This is a genomic window from Novosphingobium sp. PhB165, from assembly GCF_004341845.1.
Classification (GTDB): Bacteria; Pseudomonadota; Alphaproteobacteria; order Sphingomonadales; family Sphingomonadaceae; genus Novosphingobium.
The window spans coordinates 948,637-961,285 of record NZ_SLVB01000001.1 but is presented as its reverse complement, the minus strand read 5'-3'; the positions used below and the strand labels follow the sequence as shown (position 1 = coordinate 961,285).

The 12,649-nt window shown below is 64.8% G+C and carries 12 protein-coding genes and 3 tRNA genes; 6 read left to right on the top strand and 9 right to left on the bottom strand.

The features are described 5' to 3' along the window. Positions 1-33 precede the first annotated feature (33 nt). A complete protein-coding gene (locus EDF56_RS04595) occupies positions 34-753 on the top strand; it encodes an extensin family protein (RefSeq protein WP_132385506.1) in 720 nt (239 codons plus the stop codon). 61 nt (positions 754-814) lie between these two features. Here EDF56_RS04595 and EDF56_RS04590 read toward each other — a convergent pair. From EDF56_RS04590 to recJ, 4 genes are all read right to left on the bottom strand, one after another. Then, positions 815-889: transfer RNA gene (locus tag EDF56_RS04590), tRNA-Glu, on the bottom strand. Between the two features lie 40 nt (positions 890-929). Continuing rightward, positions 930-1,004 (bottom strand) — tRNA-Glu (locus tag EDF56_RS04585). A gap of 36 nt (positions 1,005-1,040) precedes the next feature. Beyond that, a tRNA-Glu gene (locus EDF56_RS04580) sits at positions 1,041-1,115 on the bottom strand. A 105-nt stretch (positions 1,116-1,220) separates the two neighbouring features. Beyond that, the gene (gene recJ / locus EDF56_RS04575; RefSeq protein WP_132385505.1) at positions 1,221-3,020 is read right to left on the bottom strand and encodes a single-stranded-DNA-specific exonuclease RecJ; all 1,800 of its coding nucleotides are present in this window, start codon (positions 3,018-3,020) and stop codon (positions 1,221-1,223) included. Between the two features lie 192 nt (positions 3,021-3,212). Between recJ and EDF56_RS04570 the strand changes: the two genes are divergently transcribed. The 3 genes from EDF56_RS04570 to EDF56_RS04560 all read left to right on the top strand — a co-directional run bounded on the left by EDF56_RS04570 (position 3,213) and on the right by EDF56_RS04560 (position 5,175). Beyond that, positions 3,213-3,686, top strand: coding sequence for an NAD(P)H-dependent oxidoreductase (locus EDF56_RS04570; protein WP_243652377.1), 474 nt, complete (start codon positions 3,213-3,215; stop codon positions 3,684-3,686). Between the two features lie 111 nt (positions 3,687-3,797). Continuing rightward, positions 3,798-4,568 (top strand): hypothetical protein, encoded by a 771-nt coding sequence (locus EDF56_RS04565; RefSeq protein ID WP_132385788.1) that lies wholly within the window; start codon positions 3,798-3,800, stop codon positions 4,566-4,568. Continuing rightward, positions 4,498-5,175 carry an AHH domain-containing protein gene (locus EDF56_RS04560; protein WP_132385504.1) on the top strand — a complete coding sequence of 226 codons (678 nt, stop codon included), beginning with the start codon at positions 4,498-4,500 and terminating at the stop codon, positions 5,173-5,175. The genes EDF56_RS04565 and EDF56_RS04560 overlap by 71 nt, the downstream gene beginning before the upstream one ends. Here the strand turns inward: EDF56_RS04560 and EDF56_RS04555 are convergent. Then, complete coding sequence (locus EDF56_RS04555) at positions 5,130-6,080, bottom strand: nitronate monooxygenase family protein (RefSeq protein ID WP_132385503.1); 951 nt, start codon at positions 6,078-6,080, stop codon at positions 5,130-5,132. The genes EDF56_RS04560 and EDF56_RS04555 overlap by 46 nt on opposite strands. A 201-nt stretch (positions 6,081-6,281) precedes the next feature. Between EDF56_RS04555 and EDF56_RS04550 the strand changes: the two genes are divergently transcribed. Continuing rightward, on the top strand, positions 6,282-7,466 hold the full coding sequence (locus tag EDF56_RS04550) for a MaoC family dehydratase N-terminal domain-containing protein (RefSeq protein ID WP_132385502.1): 1,185 nt from the start codon (positions 6,282-6,284) through the stop codon (positions 7,464-7,466). 7 nt (positions 7,467-7,473) lie between these two features. Here the strand turns inward: EDF56_RS04550 and EDF56_RS04545 are convergent, their stop codons facing one another. The 3 genes from EDF56_RS04545 to EDF56_RS04535 all read right to left on the bottom strand — a co-directional run bounded on the left by EDF56_RS04545 (position 7,474) and on the right by EDF56_RS04535 (position 10,385). Further along, positions 7,474-7,974 (bottom strand): DUF805 domain-containing protein, encoded by a 501-nt coding sequence (locus EDF56_RS04545; RefSeq protein ID WP_165912069.1) that lies wholly within the window; start codon positions 7,972-7,974, stop codon positions 7,474-7,476. A gap of 8 nt (positions 7,975-7,982) precedes the next feature. Continuing rightward, positions 7,983-9,275 carry an ammonium transporter gene (locus EDF56_RS04540; RefSeq protein ID WP_132385500.1) on the bottom strand — a complete coding sequence of 431 codons (1,293 nt, stop codon included), beginning with the start codon at positions 9,273-9,275 and terminating at the stop codon, positions 7,983-7,985. A 90-nt stretch (positions 9,276-9,365) separates the two neighbouring features. Beyond that, positions 9,366-10,385, bottom strand: a complete 1,020-nt coding sequence (locus EDF56_RS04535) for a D-glycerate dehydrogenase (protein ID WP_132385499.1) — start codon at positions 10,383-10,385, stop codon at positions 9,366-9,368. Between the two features lie 81 nt (positions 10,386-10,466). Between EDF56_RS04535 and EDF56_RS04530 the strand changes: the two genes are divergently transcribed. Then, positions 10,467-10,967, top strand: a complete 501-nt coding sequence (locus EDF56_RS04530; RefSeq protein ID WP_132385498.1) for an SH3 domain-containing protein — start codon at positions 10,467-10,469, stop codon at positions 10,965-10,967. An 83-nt stretch (positions 10,968-11,050) separates the two neighbouring features. Here the strand turns inward: EDF56_RS04530 and EDF56_RS04525 are convergent, their stop codons facing one another. Next, entirely contained in the window at positions 11,051-12,244 is a 1,194-nt protein-coding gene (locus EDF56_RS04525) for an acetyl-CoA C-acyltransferase (protein ID WP_132385497.1), read from the bottom strand. Between the last annotated feature and the right edge of the window lie 405 nt (positions 12,245-12,649).

The window sequence follows — 12,649 nt, the reverse complement described above, 5'->3', positions numbered from 1 at the left end:
GAGCGAAGGGGAAGGTGCGGGCGTTGATGCGGCATGATCTTTCCCATCGACCGCGTGGCCATGTCGCTCATTCTGCTTGCCTGTCTCGGGCTGGCGGCGGCGGACTGGCTGCGCGACCATCCCGGAAGCGATCCCTGGGCCCCGCTCACACTGGCTGAGCGCCCGGGATGGGCCACGGGGCGCAAACTGGCCGCGTTGCGTGCTGATCCGGCTGACTGCCAATCCTTCCTGCTCCGCAGTGATTTTCCCGGCAAGCCGTTGCCGCCGGTGGGGGAGGGAACCTGCCGCCGCGCCGATCGCCGGATGCTTGGCTTCCCGGGCTCGACGGTGCCTGCTCTCAAGCCACGCCATGCGGAGGGAACCTGCGCTCTGGACGCAGGCCTGGCATGGTGGCTGCGCCACGGTATCCAGCCGCATGCGGAAATGATCTACGGCAGCCCGGTGGTGCGGATAGAGCATCTCGGTACGGTGAATTGTCGTCGCATCGGTCACGGCGATATGGGTAACTGGAGCGAGCATGCCACCGGCAATGCCATCGACGTGGCGGCCTTCGTGCTGGCCAATGGGCGTCGGATAGAGGTCCGGCGCGACTGGAAGGGTGGCATCGACGATGCGGTGTTCCTGCATGCCGTGCGGGACGAGGCCTGCAAGAGCTTCGCGACCGTGCTCTCGCCGGACTACAACGCCGCGCATGCCGATCATCTGCATCTCGATCAGGCGAACCGGCCGACCGGCTGGCGGGTCTGTCACTAAGCAAAATTGAGTGGGAAAAGGCGGCTCTGAGCCGCTATGCCTGCACCGATCCATTCAAGGATGGTGACCCCTACGGGAATCGAACCCGTGTTTCAGCCGTGAAAGGGCCGCGTCCTAACCGCTAGACGAAGGGGCCATATTTTTACCCATAAGCGTCACCCGAAAGCAGCCGCAGATGGTGACCCCTACGGGAATCGAACCCGTGTTTCAGCCGTGAGAGGGCCGCGTCCTGACCGCTAGACGAAGGGGCCGTAAAGGCATTTTGGTCCTGCGCTCGTGCACCAAGATGGTGACCCCTACGGGAATCGAACCCGTGTTTCAGCCGTGAAAGGGCCGCGTCCTAACCGCTAGACGAAGGGGCCATTCCGATCTGTGCCGGAGGCAGGACCGGCCCTCTAGCGGCGGTCCCCCGGGGGGTCAACCCCCTCTTGGCGAATAAAATGAACTCTTCGTGTCAGTTCCCGAAATCAGTCGAGAAATGCGGCATCATCGACGTGGAGTTCGGCTTGCGGACGGCTGCCCCAGTCGTCGATCTTGGCCCGACCGGCCAGCCACAGGCGGCGCCCTTGCGAGGCGTGGAGCAGGGCCTGCCCAAGGTCGGTTTCGGCTGCGCGGAAGGCCATGGCCTTGAAGCGGCCGCCGTCGTTGCCGCCAACGATCAGGCGGACGTGATCGGCGCCCACCGTATCGGCCTTGATGACACGTACCGGCCCGACTGCCACGCGCGGGCCCGGCCAGCCCATACCGTACGGCCCCGCGCTTTCCAGCGTCTCGACCAGATCAGGGGTGAGACCGCCGGGTGCGAGCGCCAGATCCAGCAGCATCGACTGGTGGGCGCTGGCCGCCGCAACGTCGGCGCCAAGGCGCGAATCGAGCCATTCGGCCAGTGCGTCCAGCTTGTCGGCCGCGATCGTGAGGCCGGCCGCCATGGCATGGCCGCCGCCCGCCACCAGCAGGCCCGTCTCGCGCGCGGCGATGATCGCGGCGCCAAGGTCCACGCCCGAGATCGAACGGCCCGAACCTTTGCCGTTGCCTGCCTCGTCGGCGTCAAGGGCGATGACCAGTGTCGGCTTTCCGGTCTTTTCCTTGATCCGTCCGGCGACGATGCCGATCACGCCGGGATGCCAGCCGGCACCGGCGACAACGATCACGGCGCGGTTGTGCTGGGCTGCAAGCTGCGCTTCGGCGGCTTCCTGCACCGCCTGCTCAATGGCGCGGCGCTCGTCGTTGAGGCGGGATAGCTGGGCGGCGATCGTGTCCGCTTCTTCCGTGTCGGTGGTGGTGAGCAGGCGCACGCCCAGCGTCGATTCGCCGACGCGACCGCCTGCATTGATGCGCGGACCCAGCGCGAAGCCGAGGTCGGAGCAGGTGGGCGCGCGATTGAGGCGGCTTGCGTCAATCAGCGCCGACATGCCGATATTCTCGCGCTTGGCCATGATCTTGAGGCCTTGCGCCACCAGCGCGCGGTTGAGGCCGTGGAGCGCGGCAACGTCGGCCACGGTGCCCAGCGCGACAAGGTCGAGCAGGGCGAAGAGATCGGGTTCGCGGTGCGTGGCGAAAAAGCCCTTGCGGCGCAGGGCCCGCACTGTGGCCACGGCCAGCAGGAATGCGACGCCGACAGCCGCGAGATGTCCATGCCCGGCGGCGAGTTCGCTCTCGTCCAGACGGTTCGGATTGACCAGCGCCATGGCGCGCGGAAGCACGGCGGAGCACTTGTGGTGGTCAACCACGATCACATCGACACCGGCGTCATTCGCCATGTCCAGCGCCTCGTACGCCATGGCGCCGCAGTCGACCGTGACGATCAGGCTCGATCCCTCGCCGGCGATTCGCACGAGCGCCTCGCCGCTGGGCCCGTAGCCTTCGAGCAGACGGTCGGGAATGTAATAGCGCCCGTCATGGCCGAGCCCGCGCAGCAGCAGGATCAGCAGCGCAGCGCTGGTGGCGCCATCGACGTCGTAATCGCCGTAGACGGTCACTGTCTCGTTCGTCAGCACCGCTTGGGCAAGACGCTCCGCGGCGGTGTCCATGTCGCGGAATTCCGAGGGATCGGGCAGGAACGAGCGCAGCGAAGGACTGCGGTGCCGCTCCAGATCCTCACGCGGGACGCCGCGCGAAAGCAGCAATTGGGTGACGATATCGTCGCCAAGGCCGCCTCCGAAGCCGGAGCCGGGCTCCGAAAGGTCCATGTTGCCGCCGCGCCAGCGCCAGGACTTGCCGGAGAGCGAACGGTCGATGCCGAAGACGGATGCGGGTCTGGATGCCATGCAGGGCGGTTATACCAGCCAGTGCCCGGCGGGAAGCCCGCGCACTCATTCAGGCGGGATTGCCTGCATTGGGCACTAGGGAGCGGCGGCGATGCGCGGTATAGTTCCACGGATAACGGAGAGGAAACGGCCATGACCAGATCCACGGAGCGTCCGGTGCCCTTGCTCGCGGTTACGGCGGGAGGCTGAGCGATGCTGGCGATCATCTGGCACAGCCGCACCGGCGCGGCACGGGCGATGGCGCTCGCCATTGCCGAAGGCGCGGGCAGGGCGTCCTTTCTGCTTCCCGCAGCCGAGGCGATGCCCGCCATCCTGATGGGCGCGACCGGCTACGTTTTCGTTTGTCCGGAGAACCTTGGTTCGATGTCCGGACAGATGAAGGAGATGTTCGATCGCTGCTATTATCCGCTGCTCGGCCGGGTGGAGGGGCGGCCCTATGCCACCGCGATCGCTGCCGGTTCCGACGGTGCCGGGGCGCAGGCGCAGATCGAGCGGATCGTTACCGGATGGCGGCTCAAGCGCGTGGCGCCGCCGCTGGTGGTTCGGCTCGGTGCGCAGACGCCGCAGGAAATCCTGGCGGAGAAGACAGTTTCGCCGGTCGATCTCGATTCTTGCTGCGAATTGGGCATGGCTTTCGCGGAAGGGCTTGCACTCGGCATCTACTGAGGCCTTCATGTGCTTGCAGGGTATGGTTAATGTCCGGTCGCGGGGCGACGATTGAACGGATTCGACGGGGGCAAATTGATGTCAGGTGCTGGGGTGGAAACGGATGATCCGGTGAGCTTCGACTTTCGTGGTGCGGAACGACGGCCAGGCTCTTCGGTCACGGGCGTCTCGCTGCTGTTTTCCGCGGGGAAGCGCCCCTCGGTGGAAGACATCGAAAGGCTGCTCGGCGGGGGCGACGGCAGTGCTCCGGCGGCCCGGATCACCCACAAGCCGCCGCGCGAGCAGGGATGGCTCGAACTGCTGTCGAGCGGGCTGACATTTGACCTGTCGGGCCTTGCGCCCGCTAATCCGGCATCCGGGGCGGAAATCCGCCACGCCTACGGTTTCGATGCGGTGCCTGAAATGGGCGCTTTGGAAGCGGTCGAGATTGTACCGGGCGGCCATATCGCGGGGGGCAGCACGATGCTGCCGGTCGTGCGCACCTTGGCCGGTCTGGCGGCCGATCTTGCCCTGCAGCTACCGGTAAGCGCGGTGGCGTGGCATTCCGCGGGCACGGTCATGGCGCCAGGCTATTACGCGCGCATGGTGATGAACTGGCTTGGCGGCGGCGCTTTTCCTGTGCTCGGCTTGACCGCATTGGTACCGGCAGAGGACGGCAGCATCGCCAGTCAGGGTCTCGCTGCGTTTTCCGGACAGGAATTCCAACTCGAAGCGGCCGAGGGGGAGCGGCGGGCCGACACCGTCAAGCTCGCCATCCGGGTGGTGGACCATATCGTACGCCATGGCCCGCTGACGACGCCCGGCCCTATCGATGGCGCGCCCGGCCTTTTCGCGGAGCCGTCGCAGGTCGGCAAGGTGGTGTGGATCTGGCGCCAGAATTGACAGGATTATTGACGGGATCGGCCGGGCACTGCGAGAATTCCTGTCTTTCCGAGCGGTCAACCGCAGGCATCAGCCAGACTACGATCCCGGTTTGCAGCGACATCATCTGCTGCCGCGCGAACTGCTCGGGCGTAGGCCGTTCGCGCGCATGTTCACGACTCTCGGCCGGGAAAGCCTGCGCTTCGAGGATTTTCGCGATAACGGATTGCTGCTGCCCTGCGATGAGCGGGCGGCCCTGCGCATGGGGCTGCCGCTCCATCGCGGGCCACATCACCGTTACACCGAACTTGTCGTTGAGCGCGTGGCGCAGATCGAGGCGTATTGGCGCCGTGCGCATATGCGGGATCCGCAAGCGGCAGCGATCGAGGCGCAGATGCGGCTCGATCTTTTGCGCCGCGCGTTGAGGCGGCTGCTGCTGGCGCGTCGGGCCACACGCCCTTTGCTGAACCGTCACGATCCGCTTGGCCATGGTCTCGATTTCTCGGACCTTGACGCTCTGGCGGATCTGCTTTGGGACGGGACGGCCCTGCCGGCTCGGCTGCCTGCCCCGTCCGTATTGCCTCAGGCGATGCCGGCGCGGGCGCGCAGCTCCGTCTTGGCCGACTGATACTGCGCGTCCAGTGCAGCGACGAGATCGGCCACCGGCTCGATCCGGTCGATGGCGCCCACGCCCTGACCGGCGCCCCAGATGTCCTTCCAGGCCTTGGCTGCGGTATTGCCGCCCGAGCCGAAGTCCATTTGTGCCTTGTCGCCTTCAGGCAGATTGTCGGGATCGAGACCGGCCGCGACGATCGACGAGCGCAAATAGTTGCCGCGAACGCCCGTGAACAGGCTGGAATAGACGATATCGGCCGCATGGCTGTCGACGATGGCCTGCTTGTAGGCTGCCGTCGCATTGGCTTCGGTGGTGGCGATCCACGGGCTGCCGACATAGGCGAAGTCCGCGCCCATGGCCTGCGCCGAGAGGATCGAGCGTCCGCAGGCGATCGCCCCCGAAAGTGCCAGCGGCCCGTCGAACCACGCACGGATTTCCTGCATCAGGGCGAATGGAGACTGGGTTCCGGCGTGTCCGCCCGCGCCCGCTGCAACCGCGATCAGCCCGTCAGCGCCCTTTTCGACGGCCTTCTTCGCAAACCGGTCGTCGATCACATCGTGCATGACCAATCCGCCCCAGCTGTGAACCGCCGCGTTGACTTCCGGGATCGCGCCCAGCGAGGTGATGACCAGTGGAACCTTGTGTTTTTCGAGCATCTTGAGGTCTTCCTCAAGTCGGTTGTTGCTCTTGTGGACGATCAGGTTGACTGCGAAAGGCGCCGTGCAACCCTCTGTTTCTTCGGAAATTTGGTGCAGCCAGTCATCGAGCTGACTGGCGGGGCGGGCATTGAGCGCGGGAAAGCTCCCGACGATTCCCGAACGGACCTGGGCGATCACCAGTTCGGGGTTGGAGACGATGAACATCGGGGCGGCAATCACGGGAAGGCGCAGGTTCGCGAAAAGCGCAGGCAGGGTCATGTCTCGTCCGTTTAAGTGATCGATTAAATTGTGGCATAATCGGACGCCCGCGCCGTGTCGAGGGCGTGGTAGCGCCACGGCGTTACTGCAAGCGGGCAAGGGCCTTGGTGCGTGACCTCGATGTCCCACGATGTAATAGACAGCACTGTCGACTAGTAACAAGGCCATTGCGAATGGCCCGCAAAGGAGAGGAATTTCGTCATGGCTGATGCCACATCGACAACGGGCGCCACGCTCGATTGCTCGGACATCGATCAGTATCTCGGCAAGGTCATCGATTCCTCGCCGATCCGCGAGCCGCTCGGCAACAACGATATTCGCCGCTGGGTGCAGGGGATGCACTATCCCAACCTGCTCCATTTCGATCCGGCTTATGCTGCCGCGAGCCGCTTCGGCCGTCTCGTCGCGCCGCAGAGCTTCCCGATCGTCATGGACGACGGCCATGGCACCGCGCCTTCGTGCATGGGCTGCATTCCCAATTCGCACCTGCTCTTCGGCGGTGACGAGTTCTGGCACTATGGCCCGCGCATTTTCGGCGGCGATGTCGTTTCGAACGAGCGCATTCCGTTCGACTATGTGGTCAAGAACACCGGCTTTGGCCCCACCTGCTTCCAGCGCGGGGACAATTTCTACCGCAACCAGAACGGGGAACTGATCGCCAAGCAGCGTTCGACGGCGATCCGCTACCTCGCCTCCGCCGGCGGTGACACTGTCAACACGGCAGAGTTCGATGAACCGGAGTGGACCGACGAGGAACTGGAAAAGCTGGAAGAGCGCAAGTTCGCGTGGATCCAGATGCTCCACGATCTGGGCCATGGCGAGCGCTGGTGGGATGACGTGCAAGTGGGCGACCATCTTCCCGAGCGCGTCATTGGTCTCCACACCGTCGCCAGCTTCACCACCGAGTGGCGTTCCTATCTCTTCACCACCTGGGGCACGCTTGACCGCCGTGAACTTGATCTTGCCGCGCTCGGCTTCACGGCAGAGATGGCAGGGCACGAGAACGACCCGCATATGGAGCGGATCAATCCCGAATTGACCGACGGCGCCTATATCGGCCCTTCGCGCGGGCACCTCTTCCCGAAGTATGCGCGCAAGATCGGCATGCCGCGCGCTTATGGCTATGGCGCTTCGATGGGTGCCTGGGTGACCGATTATCTGGCGGGTTGGGCCGGCGAATGGGGCATGGTGGTCCACTCCACCGCCAACTATCGCGGTCCGGCGCTTTCGGGCGACATCACCATCCAGACTGCCGAAGTGATCGACAAGATGGTGGACGAAGAAGGACGTCACCTCGTGCAGGTCAAGCACAAGATGATGAACCAGAAGGGCACGCTCATGTGCGCCGGCGTGGCCGAGATCGCCCTGCCGAAGAAGCCCGGCTGACGACCCTTCAGGCTGTTTCCGGTCCGGATGCGGGAGGCGTTATCGCCCTCGGATCCGGACCGAAACGGTTCGTACCGCGCGTTCCGGGGATGCAGACGAGCGCAAGGCAGACGAGCGCGAATGCCGGAAACAGCAGCCAGTCGAGATAGCGCGTAACCGCTTCGACACTGCCGCGCGCATCCCAGCCTGCCGACAGGGTCACGAGGTCCAGAGACAGGTTTTGCAGCGCAAGGATCGGAATTGGCAGGGTCCACAAGCCGCTGAAATTCAGGTCGTGCGCGCGCCGGACGAACAGCGCGAAGCAAGGCAGTACGATCAGGGCGGGAATGCCCAGACGGGCCCACTTCAAGGCATCCCCTGATAGAAACAGCGATGCCGTTCCCGACAGCAGCAGATTGAGCAGGATCAGGCTCACCCCGCATGCCAGCACTTCGGCGCGACTAGCGCGACCGGCGGCACTGAAAGTCAGGCGCAGCGCCCGGGTGCCGTATCGAAGCCAAGTCTTCATCGTATCGTTCATGTGGCGGGGCCGATCCCGTGGCTGCTGAAGTCGAGCCCGTTGCGTTCGGCATGTTCCGACATGCGCATCGGGAAGAGGACCGAGGCCATGAGTGCGGCGATGGTGCTCGCGACGGCCGCCCAGAGGACCACGGCGCCAAGGCCCACCGCCTGCGCGAAGATCTGCGAGATCATCGTATGACCGCGGGCATACCCTGTTCCGCCGAAGGATGGGCTCAGGAACAGGCCGAGAAGCAGGGTTCCAATCATGGCGGGAAGCCCGGCTATAGCAAAGATGCCAAGGGTGTCATCGATCCGTGCGCGGGCAAGTAATCGCAGTCCCTGCCGTGCCGCCAGCGCTCCGAGAATGCCCAGCACCAGCGCGGCACCGGGCGATATGTATCCGGCGGCGGGAGCGACGGCGGCAAGGCCGGCGAGCACGCTTGAACCGAGGCCTGACGATCCGATACGGCCGTGGCTCAGGCGGTCGGCGGCAAACCAGGTGAATACACTTGCGGCCATGGCGACGTGCGCGTTGATCGCGGCGGCGGCTGCAGCATCGGAAGCGGCAAGGGCCCAGCCTCCGCAGAGGCCAATGCCGCCGATCCAGACCAGCGCGCTACCGGCCAGTCGCAGCGGGATGCCGCCGTTGCCGTCACGTTCACCGGGATAATCGAGACGGCGACCCATCATCACCGCGACGACCAGCGAGGACGCACCCGTCGCGACGAAGATGGGCAGACCGCCGCTCCAGTCGAGCGTGCCGACCGAACTCGCCAGCCAGCCTCCGCCCATGACCCAGTGCGAGATCGGCGCTGCGGCCATAAGCGACCACAGCGCGCAGAACAGCACGACCCATCCGAACCGCGCGCGCTCGGCCCAGGCGCCGGTCATCAGCACGGGAGCCAGCGTTGCCGCGACAAGCTGGAAGAGAACGAAGGCGCTTTCGGGAATGGCGGTACCCGCGCGCACGGCGCTCAGCCGGATCAGCATCCAGGCATTGCCGGCGCCAATCCAGCCGCCCGATACGTCACCGAAGGCCAGCGTGTAGCCAACCACCGTCCAGATCAGGCTGACGACGGCAACGATGGCGAGGGTTTGAAACAGCACGGACATGCCGTTGCCCGCGCGCAGCCGCCCGGAATGGAGCAGGGCTATGCCGGGAAGCGCGGCCAGTAGTACAAGCGCGGCGGCGGCAAGCAGCCATGCGGTATCGCCGCTGTTCACCGCATCATGCAGCGATTGCGCCAAGGCAGGGCGCGGCAGAGCCGCAAGCAAAGTCGCCACGGTAACCGTGCCGCGCGTGTTCATCGAACCATTCCCCCCGAAATGGACCGGCCAGAAAACCGGGCCCCGGGGAGGACTTAGAGCAGGAAAAGGTTACGAGACAAGTTACCGCGCCTAGGGCAAGTCGGGCAGGACCTGATCGGGCGGGCGGTGGCCATCGACCCAGAAGCGGATATTGGCGATGATCCGCTCACCTGCTTCGCCCCGGCCCTCGAAAGTTGCGCTGCCGAGATGGGGAAGGGCAACCACATTAGGGAGCGCGAGCAGCCTCGGGTCGATACTCGGTTCCCGCGCGAAGACATCGAGCCCCGCGCCGGCGATCCGGCCTTGGGTTAGCACGTCGATCAGGGCGTCCTCGTCAACCAGTTGCCCGCGCCCGGTGTTGATAAGGCAGGCGCCGGACTTCATCAGGGCAAGCCTGTCTGCATCAATTAGCGGCGCACCGCCGGGCAGGGCGGGGCAATGGAGCGTCAGAATGTCGCTTTCGGCGATGAGGCGCTCCAGATCCGCTTCGAACCGGGCGCCGAACATGGTCTCCAGAGCGGACGGGAGACGGCGGCGGTTGTGATAGACCACCTCAAGTCCAAAGGCGCGGGCGCGATGGGCAACGGCCTGACCGATGCGTCCCATTCCGACGATCCCGAGTCGCTTGCCGGACAGCGCGCTGCCAAGCATCGTGGACGGCGCCCAGCCTTTCCATTGGCCGTCGCGCAGAATGGCCTGGTTCGCGCCGAATCGCCGCATGGTGAAGAGAATGAGCGCCAGCGTGAGATCGGCGGTGTCGTCGGTGAAGACACCCGGCGTATTGGTGACGACGATCCCCCGCGCCCGGGCGGCATCGACATCGATATGTTCGGTTCCGGCGCCGAAGTTCGCGATCATGCCGAATCGCGGATCCGCCTGCGCGATCAGTTCGGCGTCGATGCGGTCGGTCACCGTGGGGACGAGCACGTCGCATTCGCGCATGGCAGCGGCAAGCGCGTCGCGCGTCATCGGTGTGTCGTCGGCATTGAGAACCACGTCGAACAACTCGGTCATGCGCGTTTCGACCCCCGGCAGCAGGCGCCGCGTGACGATAACGCGGGGGCGTCCACCAGGGCGATGGGCCAGATCTGTCTCGGTAACCAGAGTCATCACGGGAATGGGCTAGGCCGTCCACAGGCGGCGGGTCAAGCAGCCTTGAAGCGGTGGCCGGGGGCAAGGTATGAATGGGGTATGTCTCAAGGAAAATCGTTCCGCCTGCGCGCGGTTGCCTGCGCCGTCATTGTCGGTGCATTCGCCGGCTTTCTCGCGGTGCCGGCTTCGGCTGCTGATGAGGGCAAGGTTCCCTATTGGGCGTCAATCGATGCCGACCTCGCGAACTTGCGCGTGGGGCCGGGGGAATCGTACAAGATCGACTGGGTCTATCGCCGAGAGCACTTGCCGGTGAAAGTGATCCGCCGTGAGGGGCCGTGGCGTTTGGTTGAGGATCCCGACGGTACGCAGGGCTGGATGCGCGACCTGCTGCTTTCGCGTACGCGCTCGGCGATGGTTCGCTCCAAGGGCGTGATCGAGATGCATGCCGAACCGCGCGGCTCCTCGCCGATGCTCTGGCGGATCGAGCCGGGCGTCGTTGGCCTGCTGGGGGAGTGCAAGGAAGGCTGGTGTCCTTTCGACATCGCCGGACACAAGGGTTTCGTCGAGCAGGAGGATCTCTGGGGCGCGGGCACGCTCTGAGATGGATACCCCAACCTGCTGATGACAAAGAAAAACCCCCGCCGTTTCCAGCGGGGGTTTCTTCTTGAGAGCTTGTATTGCGATCAGGCCAGTTCGATCGCCACGGCCGTTGCTTCGCCGCCGCCGATGCAGAGCGAGGCAACGCCCTTCTTCAGGCCCTTTTCCTTCAGGGCATTGATGAGGGTGACGATGATGCGGGTGCCCGAAGCACCGATCGGGTGGCCAAGGGCGGTGGCGCCGCCGTGGACGTTCACCTTGTCATGCGGGATGCCGAGGTCATGCATCGCGAACATGGCGACGCAGGCGAAGGCTTCGTTGACTTCGAACAGGTCCACGTCCGAAAGCTGCCAGCCCACCTTGTCCATCAGCTTGGTGATCGCACCGACCGGAGCAGTGGTGAACTTCGCGGGCTCCTGCGCATGGGCGGCCACGCCGACCACGGTCGCGACCGGAGCGAGGCCCTTGGCTTCGGCCACGCTCTTGCGGGTCATGACAACGGCAGCAGCGCCGTCCGAGATCGAGCTGGAAGTGGCGGCAGTGATCGTGCCGTCCTTGGCGAAAGCGGCCTTGAGCGTGCGGATCTTGTCCGGGTTACCCTTCGGCGGCTGCTCGTCGGTGTCGATCACCAGATCGCCCTTGCGGGTCTTGACGGTGACGGGAACGACTTCGTCCTTGAACGAGCCATTGCTGATCGCTTCCTGCGCGCGGCGGAGCGACTCGATCGAGTAGTCGTCCTGATTTTCGCGGGTCAGCTGGTACTCGTCGGCAGTGACCTGCGCGAAGGAGCCCATCGAGCCGCCCTCGTAGGCGTCTTCAAGACCGTCAAGGAACATGTGATCGTAAAGCGTGTCGTGACCGGCGCGGGCGCCCGAACGGTGCTTCTTGGACAGGTACGGCGCATTGGTCATCGATTCCATACCGCCGGCGATGATCACGTCGAGCGAGCCCGAGGCCAGTGCCTCTGCGCCCATGATCACCGTCTGCATGCCCGAGCCGCAGACTTTATTCACAGTGGTCGCCTGCACCGACTTGGGAAGACCGGCCTTGATCGCCGCCTGACGGGCAGGGGCCTGGCCGAGGCCGGCGGGCAGCACGCAGCCCATATAGATGCGTTCAATGTCGTCACCGGCGACACCGGCGCGCTCGACGGCGGCCTTGACCGCGGTTGCGCCGAGGTCGGTTGCCGACACTTCGGCGAGCGAGCCTTGCAGACCGCCCATCGGAGTACGGGCGTAGGAAAGAATGACGATAGGGTCCGAAGCCGAGATCTGGGCCATTATTATGCCTTTCACGCTGGAAAACAGGTATCCTTGGCAGGTGAACTAGTGTTGCGCTGCATCAATTGCAATTGGCGACTCTGGCGATAACGGATGCGACCATGCTCCATCCCCATGGCGTTGGCCTATTGCTGTTGAGCGTCATTTTTCGCAATCTGGCTGCGAAATCTTGCATCTGTGGGGCAGTCCGGCGTTTCTTGTGCCCGTTCGGGGAATACCGTGGGCTTTGCCGGGTTGCGCTACGCCGCCGTATGCCCACTATCGGTGTCCCCGTCCCGGCTTATTGCGAACGTGTTGCAACGCAACGAACTTGGGCCGAATATTCCGCTTGGACACCTTGCAGAGGGGGGAGGGCTGGCCTAAGAGCGCCCGCAACGACCGGACGTTGTCTTTGGCATGAGTCCG

Bases quoted from the DNA above. Each gene is read 5' to 3' on its own strand.
- EDF56_RS04570 (WP_243652377.1), top strand. From the start codon at position 3,213: ATGCTGGCGATCATCTGGCACAGCCGCACCGGCGCGGCACGGGCGATG.
- EDF56_RS04560 (WP_132385504.1), top strand. From the start codon at position 4,498: ATGGCGCGCCCGGCCTTTTCGCGGAGCCGTCGCAGGTCGGCAAGGTGG.
- EDF56_RS04545 (WP_165912069.1), bottom strand. From the start codon at position 7,974: ATGAAGACTTGGCTTCGATACGGCACCCGGGCGCTGCGCCTGACTTTC.
- EDF56_RS04595 (WP_132385506.1), top strand. From the start codon at position 34: ATGATCTTTCCCATCGACCGCGTGGCCATGTCGCTCATTCTGCTTGCC.
- EDF56_RS04555 (WP_132385503.1), bottom strand. From the start codon at position 6,080: ATGACCCTGCCTGCGCTTTTCGCGAACCTGCGCCTTCCCGTGATTGCC.
- EDF56_RS04535 (WP_132385499.1), bottom strand. From the start codon at position 10,385: ATGACTCTGGTTACCGAGACAGATCTGGCCCATCGCCCTGGTGGACGC.
- recJ (WP_132385505.1), bottom strand. From the start codon at position 3,020: ATGGCATCCAGACCCGCATCCGTCTTCGGCATCGACCGTTCGCTCTCC.
- EDF56_RS04525 (WP_132385497.1), bottom strand. From the start codon at position 12,244: ATGGCCCAGATCTCGGCTTCGGACCCTATCGTCATTCTTTCCTACGCC.
- EDF56_RS04530 (WP_132385498.1), top strand. From the start codon at position 10,467: ATGTCTCAAGGAAAATCGTTCCGCCTGCGCGCGGTTGCCTGCGCCGTC.
- EDF56_RS04540 (WP_132385500.1), bottom strand. From the start codon at position 9,275: ATGAACACGCGCGGCACGGTTACCGTGGCGACTTTGCTTGCGGCTCTG.
- EDF56_RS04550 (WP_132385502.1), top strand. From the start codon at position 6,282: ATGGCTGATGCCACATCGACAACGGGCGCCACGCTCGATTGCTCGGAC.